This is a genomic window from Nocardiopsis halotolerans DSM 44410 (assembly GCF_000341065.1).
Taxonomy (GTDB): domain Bacteria; phylum Actinomycetota; class Actinomycetes; order Streptosporangiales; family Streptosporangiaceae; genus Nocardiopsis; species Nocardiopsis halotolerans.
Genome location: NZ_ANAX01000149.1, coordinates 1 through 6,803, shown reverse-complemented (window position 1 = coordinate 6,803; position 6,803 = coordinate 1). Strand labels below are relative to the sequence as shown.

Sequence of the window (6,803 nt, the reverse complement as noted above, 5' to 3'; positions counted from 1 at the left end):
CAGCAGCTGCCCCCCCTGCCACACGAGGATGCCCGCGGCGGCGGTCTGCCCGGCGAGCTTGCTGAGCGCGTCCATGCCCCAGCGGTCGTCGATGACGCCGATGACCGTGATGAGGCCGCCCCCGAGCAGCAGCCCCATCCACGTGTCGGCGACGAAGACGTCCTGGAGGTGCGGCAGTTGGGCCGAGATCAGCAGGGCGGCGGCGAACCCGCCGTAGATGGCCAGCCCGCCCAGGCGCGGGACGGGTTCGGTGTGCACGTCGCGGTCGCGCACCGGCGGTGTGGCGCCGAAGACGATGGCGAACCGGCGCACCAGCGGAACGAGCAGGTAGGTCACCGCCGCGGCGATGACGAAGGTGAGCGCGTACTCCCGCACGTCCTTGGCCCCTCTAGTCCTTGTCGCCGTCCTGGACCCGCCCGGCCCCGGGGGTCCCGTCCGCGCCGTTCCCGGTCGGGGTGTCGTCCTTCTGGGCCTCCGTGGAGGCGTCCTCCCGCTGGGCGTCGCCCTCGCTCCTCGCGGCGTTGGGGCGTCCCCTGCGCAACTCGCCGATGACCGTACCGCACACCGCGCGCAGCTGCTCGATGGAGATGGCGCCCGAACGCAGCACGCGCGGGACGGCGTAGGTGAGGTCGACGATGGTGGAGGAGACGCGGGACTCGGTCTCGCCGCCGTCCAGGTAGACCGCGACGTCCTCGTCACCGAGCTGTTCGAGCGCCTCGTCCACGCGGGTCGCCGAGGGCTGGCCGGACTTGTTGGCGCTGCTCACCGCCATCGGCCCGACCTCCTTGAGCAGGTCCAGGGCGACCGGGTCCATCGGCATGCGCACGCCCACGGTGCCCTTGGTGTCGCCCAGGTCCCAGGACAGGCTGGGGGTGGCGGTGCACACCAGGGTGAGCGGGCCCGGCCAGAACTCCTCCATGAGGTCGCGGCCGTGGTTGCCCAGGTCCTCGACCAGGGCGTTGGCCGCGCGCATCGAGCCGACCAGGACGGGCGGGGGCATCTCGCGTCCCCGGCCCTTGGTGGAGAGCAGCCTGGCCACGGCGGTCGGGTTGAAGGCGTCCGTGCCGATGCCGTACACGGTGTCCGTGGGCAGCACCACAAGGTCGCCTCGGCGTACCGCGGACGCGGCGTCGGCGATGCCGTCCTTGCGGGCGGTCTCGTCCGCGCAGTCGTAGATGCGGCTCACCTGCGTTCACCTACCTCATTCTCGAACGGGGTCCACCGGGTTCACGGTCGGACGGAAAACACGGGGGTCGACGGGGGGACGGCGCCGTACGTCCTGGAACCGGCCCGCCCCGCGGCGCGCGGAAGGAGCCGCGTGCGGCGTCGGTGGCGTGGCGGGAGGGGCGGACGCCACGGTCAGCCGTCCTCGTCGGCGCGGCGCATGACCACGAAGCGGTCGCGCCGGGCCAGGTCCTTGCGGTTGAGGACGTCGCGCCACCCCCGTTCCTCGGGGAAGAGCCAGGGGATGTCGATGCCCTGGCCGTCGTGGTGCTCGACCGCCATCGCGCCGCCGGGGCGCAGCAGACGGCGGCCGACCGCCTCCAGGTCGCGGATCATGTCGAGGCCGTCCTCACCCGACCACAGGGCGGGCGCGGGGTCGTAGTCGCGCACCTCGGGGGAGATGGTCCCGGCCTCGCGGGTGGGGACGTAGGGAGGATTGCTGATGAGCAGGTCCACGCGCCCGTCGAACCGGGGCAGGGCCGTGCGCATGTCGCCGTGGTGGGAGGTGACCCGGTCGGCGTGGCCGCTGGCGTCGATGTTGCGTCGCGCCCACTCCAGGGCGACGGGATCGATCTCCACCGTGTGCACCCGTGAGCGCGGCACCTCCTGCGCGATGGAGATGGCGATGGCGCCCGACCCGGTACCGAGGTCGACCACCAGCGGGTCGGCCACGTCCATGGAGCGCAGGGTCTCGATCGCCCAGTCGACCATGATCTCGGTCTCGGGCCGGGGCACGAACACCCCGGGCCCGACGCGGAGTTCCAGGTAACGGAAGTAGGCGCGGCCGGTGATGTGCTGGAGGGGTTCGCGTGCCTCGCGGCGGGCCACGCACTCCCAGTAGCGGGCGTCGAAGTCGGAGTCGGCGACCGCGTGCAGCTCCCCTCGACGGACACCGTGCACGAACGCCGCGAGCTCCTCGGCGTCGGTACGGGGTGAGGCCACACCCGCCTCCGCGAGCCTCAGCGTCGCGCGGGCGACCTCGTCGAGCAGGAGGTTCATGAGCTCTGCGCCGCTTCGAGCCTTTCCTTGGTGTCCGCGTCCACGAGGGCCTTGACGACCCCGCCGAGTTCCCCGTCGAGGACCTGGTCGAGGTTGTAGGCCTTGTATCCGACGCGGTGGTCGGAGATGCGGTTCTCCGGGAAGTTGTAGGTGCGGACCCGCTCGGAGCGGTCCACCGTGCGGACCTGGCTCTTGCGTTCGGCCGCGGCCTCGGCGTCGGCGCTGGCCTGGGCCTCGGCGTAGAGGCGGGCGCGCAGGATGCGCATGGCCTGCTCCTTGTTCTGGAGCTGGCTCTTCTCGTTCTGGCACGAGGCGACGATGCCGGTCGGAAGGTGGGTGATGCGGACCGCGGAGTCGGTGGTGTTGACGCTCTGACCGCCGGGGCCGGAGGAGCGGTAGACGTCGACGCGCAGGTCCTTCTCCTGGATGTCGACCTCGATCTCCTCGGCCTCGGGGACGACCAGCACACCGGCGGCGGAGGTGTGGATGCGCCCCTGCGACTCGGTGACCGGGACGCGCTGCACGCGGTGCACGCCGCCCTCGAACTTGAGCATGGGCCACACGCCCGAGCCCGGCTCGGGGGTGCCCTTGTTCTTGAAGGCGATCGTGACGTCCTTGTACCCGCCCAGGTCGGAGGGGGTGGAGCTGATGACCTCGGTCTTCCAGCCCTGGCTCTCGGCGTAGCGCAGGTACATGCGCACCAGGTCCCCGGCGAACAGGGCGGACTCCTCGCCGCCCTCGCCCGCCTTGACCTCCATGATGAGGTTCTTGTCGTCGGCGGGGTCGCGCGGGATGAGCAGGACGCGCAGGCGCTCGGTGAGGTTCTCGGCCTCCGCGGTCAGGCGGTCGGCCTCCTCGGCGAAGGAGGAGTCCTCGGCGGCGAGCTCGCGCGCGGCGTCGATGTCGCTCTCGACCTCCTTGAGCGCGCGGTAGGTCTCGATGATGGGGGTGAGCTGTGCGTAGCGTTTGCCCAGGGTCCGCGCCCTGGTCTGGTCTGCGTGTACCTCGGGGTCGGCGAGCTGCTGTTCCAGCTCGTAGTACTCCCCCAGAAGGTCGTCCAGCTTCACTGTGTTTCCCGTCCTGTCGCGCCTGCCTCGCCTGTCCGTGTGCCCCTCGGGGGGACCTGGCCCCGCGGCCCGGAGGAGTCCGGTGCCGCGGGGCAGCGGGCGGCGCTACTTGCGCTTGCCGAAGCGCTTCTCGAAGCGGGCGACCCGGCCACCGGTGTCCAGGATCTTCTGCTTGCCGGTGTAGAACGGGTGGCACGCGGAGCACACCTCGGCGCGGATCTTGCCCTCGGCGACGGTGCTGCGGGTGATGAAGTGGGCACCGCAGGTGCAGGTCACCTCGGTAGCGACGTACTCGGGGTGGATGTCGGCCTTCATGTGTGTCTCCTCGTCAGGGGCGCGGCCGCCGGACGCATGCCGAGCCGCGCCACCCTGGGGTGGGACGGTCTCGTGGGTCATGCGCGAACCGGTGCCGCGGCGATCCAGGTAACGGGACGGCGGTCCCCGCAGGAGCGGGACGGGCCAGTCCTCACTACCAGTTTGCCAGACCCTCAACGCTGCCGGGACCAGTAGCTATTCCGTTCCCCTTCCGTGACCGTTCCCCGTGGCCCCTCCGGCCGTGTACGAGGGGGGCTTGCGGGCGTCGGCCCGGCGCATGAGCACGGCGAGCGCGGTGAGGGCGGCCAGGATCAGGGCGAGCGCCACGGTCCCGGCGTTGGGACCGAAGCCGTAGACGAGGACGTAGCTGATCGACCCCGCCGCGAGTACGTAGTAGGTCATCGGCAGGACGCTCTGCCGGATGAGGTCGCCCTCCCGTCCGGCCAGGCCGACCACCGCTGAGGCGGCGACCACGTTGTGCACGGTGATCATGTTGCCCGCGGCCCCGCCGACCGCCTGTGTGGCCACGACGGTCTCCGGGGGGATGCCGATGCGTTCGGCGGTGGAGAACTGGAAGAGCGAGAACATGAGGTTGGAGATGGTGTTGGAGCCCGCGACGAAGGCGCCCAGGGCCCCGATCCAGGGGGCGTGGAGCGGCCAGGCGGCGCCGCCCAGTTCGGCCGCGCCGACCGCGAGGGTGAGCGGCATGCTCTCCATCTCCGTGTCGCCGAACCCGGCCCCGGTGTTGATGAAGACCCGGACGAGGGGGACGGCGAAGAGCAGGGCGACGGCCGCTCCGGCCAGCTGCGATCCGGCCATCCTCCAGGAGGCGGCGATCTGGCGTCCCGTCATGCGGTGCAGCCCGTAGGTGACCAGGCAGACCAGGACGAAGGTGGCGCCGGGCGAGTAGAGGGGTTCGATGGTCTGGGCGATCGAGGTGCCGAAGATGTCTCCGGCCCCGACGCTGACGCCGGTCAGCCAGTCCTCGACGGGGGCGATGGTACGGGTGGCCACCAGCAGGGCGGCGACCAGCAGGTAGGGCGCCCATGCGGCCAGGAAGCCGACGCGCCTGCCTTCCTTCGCCGTGTTCTCCCCGTCGCCCGGGGAGAGGTTGCCGCTCCAGCGTGCCAGCCAGTCCTCCCGGGGCGGGAAGTCCCACGTCCGCTTGGGCATGAGGAAACCCCTGCGTGCGGCGAGGACGACGATGACCAGACCGGTGAGGCCGCCGAGGAGGCTGGTGAACTCCACGCCGAGGAAGTGGTTGTACAGGACCGAGGGGATGGTCATGGCGAAGGCGGCGAAGAGCGCGAACCTCCACACGCCCAGACCGTCGGAGAAGCGCCGCCTGCCGCCGTAGAAGCCGCACAGCATGCAGCAGATGAACAGGGGGACGAGGGTGCCCACGGTGGCGTGGATGGCGACGGTCTGGAACCCGATGAGGCTGATGTACCCAGGCATGCTCAGGCCGAGCTCGGCGGCGCGCTGGGCGACCTCGGGTGAGCCCTCCAGTCCTCCGGCGACGCCGACGAGGATGGGCGTCCCCACCGCGCCGAAGCTGACGGGGGTGCTCTGGATGACCAGGCCGACCATGACGGCGGCCATCGCCGGGAAGCCCAGGGCGAGCAGGAGCGGGGCGGCCACGGCGGCGGGGGTGCCGAAGCCGGAGGCGCCCTCGATGAAGCTGCCGAACAGCCAGCCGATGATGATCGCCTGGACGCGGCGGTCGGGGCTGATGTCGGTGAAGGTCGAGCGGATGGTGGCGATGGCTCCGCTCTTGGTGAGGGTGGACAGCAGCAGCAGCGCGCCGAAGATGATGTAGAGCAGGCCGATCGCGAGGATGAGGCCCTGGAGGGTGGAGGCCGCGATCGCGATCCAGTCGGTCCGCCAGAACAGGACGGCGATGGCGACCACCACGACGTAGCCGACGGGCATCGCGTACATGGCCGGGAGGCGGAATCCGACGAGCAGGACTCCGACGAGGACGATCGGGGCGAGCGCGAGGAGACTGAGTACGACGAGGTTGTCCATCCAGACGGCTCCCTGGTATGGGGGACTCGGCTGGCGCGACCCTAAATCGTTTTCCCGCGCGGGGATACACCCTTCTGTGATCCGCAACACATTGGTGACCTTTTTCGTTTTCCGGTGCCGTTATTCCGCAATTCGGAAGAAATGTGGAAGGCGTGCGGAAGGCGATCACCGGGGCGCGCTCCGGACACGACGAGGCCCCCTTCCCGCGATGGGAAGGGGGCCTCGTGCCGTGTTTCCTGGGGGCCTTCCGCTCCTCGGCCCGCCCTCAACGGGCGGCCTCCGGCCGCGGTACCCGCCCTGGTTCGGGAGTCCGGAGAGTGGACGCCCGAACCCGTCCCACGGGGACCGGGCCGGTCAGCGCTCGGGACCCACGGTGGTCTTCTGGATCTGGAGCAGGAACTCGGCGTTGCTCTTGGACTCCTTCATCTTGTCCAGGAGCAGCTCGATGGCCTGCTGGGTGTCGAGTGCGTGCAGCACCCGGCGCAGCTTCCAGACGACGTTGAGCTCCTCCGAGGACATGAGGATCTCCTCCTTGCGGGTGCTGGAGGCGTCCACGTCCACCGCCGGGAAGATCCGCTTGTCCGCCAGGCTCCGGTTGAGCTTGAGCTCCATGTTGCCGGTGCCCTTGAACTCCTCGAAGATCACCTCGTCGGCGCGCGAGCCGGTCTCGACCAGCGCGGTCGCCAGGATGGTCAGCGAGCCGCCGCCCTCGATGTTGCGGGCCGCGCCGAAGAAGCGCTTGGGCGGGTAGAGGGCCGTGGAGTCCACACCACCGGACATGATGCGCCCGCTGGCCGGGGCGGCCAGGTTGTAGGCGCGGCCCAGACGGGTGATGGAGTCCAGCAGGACGACGACGTCCATGCCCATCTCCACGAGCCGCTTGGCGCGCTCGATGGCCAGGTCGGCGACGACCGTGTGGTCCTCGGCGGGGCGGTCGAAGGTCGAGTGGATGACCTCGCCCTTGACCGTGCGCTGCATGTCGGTGACTTCCTCGGGCCGCTCGTCGACCAGGATCACCATCAGGTAGCACTCGGGGTTGTTCTCGGTGATGGCGTTGGCGATCGCCTGCACCACCATCGTCTTGCCCGCCTTGGGCGGCGAGACGATGAGCCCGCGCTGTCCCTTGCCGATGGGCGCCACCAGGTCGATGATGCGCGTGGTGAGCACGCC

7 protein-coding genes (1 of these 7 running past the window's edge) are annotated in these 6,803 nt (G+C 70.5%); all 7 read right to left on the bottom strand.

Features of this window, described 5'->3' with window-relative positions; translation table 11 throughout:
* On the bottom strand, nucleotides 1-375 hold the 5' portion of the coding sequence (locus tag D455_RS0110870) for an MraY family glycosyltransferase (RefSeq protein ID WP_017570753.1). 762 nt of this gene lie to the left of the window's left edge; 375 of the gene's 1,137 nt are visible here — the first part of the coding sequence; its start codon is at nucleotides 373-375; its stop codon lies off the left edge, out of view.
* Between the two features lie 13 nt (nucleotides 376-388).
* The gene (locus D455_RS0110865) at nucleotides 389-1,186 is read right to left on the bottom strand and encodes an L-threonylcarbamoyladenylate synthase (RefSeq protein WP_017570752.1); all 798 of its coding nucleotides are present in this window, start codon (nucleotides 1,184-1,186) and stop codon (nucleotides 389-391) included.
* 173 nt (nucleotides 1,187-1,359) lie between these two features.
* Entirely contained in the window at nucleotides 1,360-2,223 is an 864-nt protein-coding gene (gene prmC, locus D455_RS0110860; RefSeq protein ID WP_017570751.1) for a peptide chain release factor N(5)-glutamine methyltransferase, read from the bottom strand.
* Nucleotides 2,220-3,290, bottom strand: a complete 1,071-nt coding sequence (gene prfA / locus D455_RS0110855) for a peptide chain release factor 1 (RefSeq protein ID WP_017570750.1) — start codon at nucleotides 3,288-3,290, stop codon at nucleotides 2,220-2,222. The genes prmC and prfA overlap by 4 nt, the downstream gene beginning before the upstream one ends.
* A gap of 105 nt (nucleotides 3,291-3,395) precedes the next feature.
* Entirely contained in the window at nucleotides 3,396-3,605 is a 210-nt protein-coding gene (rpmE, locus tag D455_RS0110850; protein ID WP_017570749.1) for a 50S ribosomal protein L31, read from the bottom strand.
* 195 nt (nucleotides 3,606-3,800) lie between these two features.
* Complete coding sequence (locus D455_RS0110845; RefSeq protein ID WP_017570748.1) at nucleotides 3,801-5,633, bottom strand: L-lactate permease; 1,833 nt, start codon at nucleotides 5,631-5,633, stop codon at nucleotides 3,801-3,803.
* Nucleotides 5,634-5,987: 354 nt separating this feature from the next.
* A partial coding sequence (gene rho, locus D455_RS0110840) for a transcription termination factor Rho (protein ID WP_017570747.1) occupies nucleotides 5,988-6,803 on the bottom strand: 816 nt, incomplete at its 5' end.

Coding starts and splice junctions, on each gene's coding strand:
- prmC (WP_017570751.1), bottom strand. CDS start 2,223: ATGAACCTCCTGCTCGACGAGGTCGCCCGCGCGACGCTGAGGCTCGCG.
- rpmE (WP_017570749.1), bottom strand. CDS start 3,605: ATGAAGGCCGACATCCACCCCGAGTACGTCGCTACCGAGGTGACCTGC.
- D455_RS0110845 (WP_017570748.1), bottom strand. CDS start 5,633: ATGGACAACCTCGTCGTACTCAGTCTCCTCGCGCTCGCCCCGATCGTC.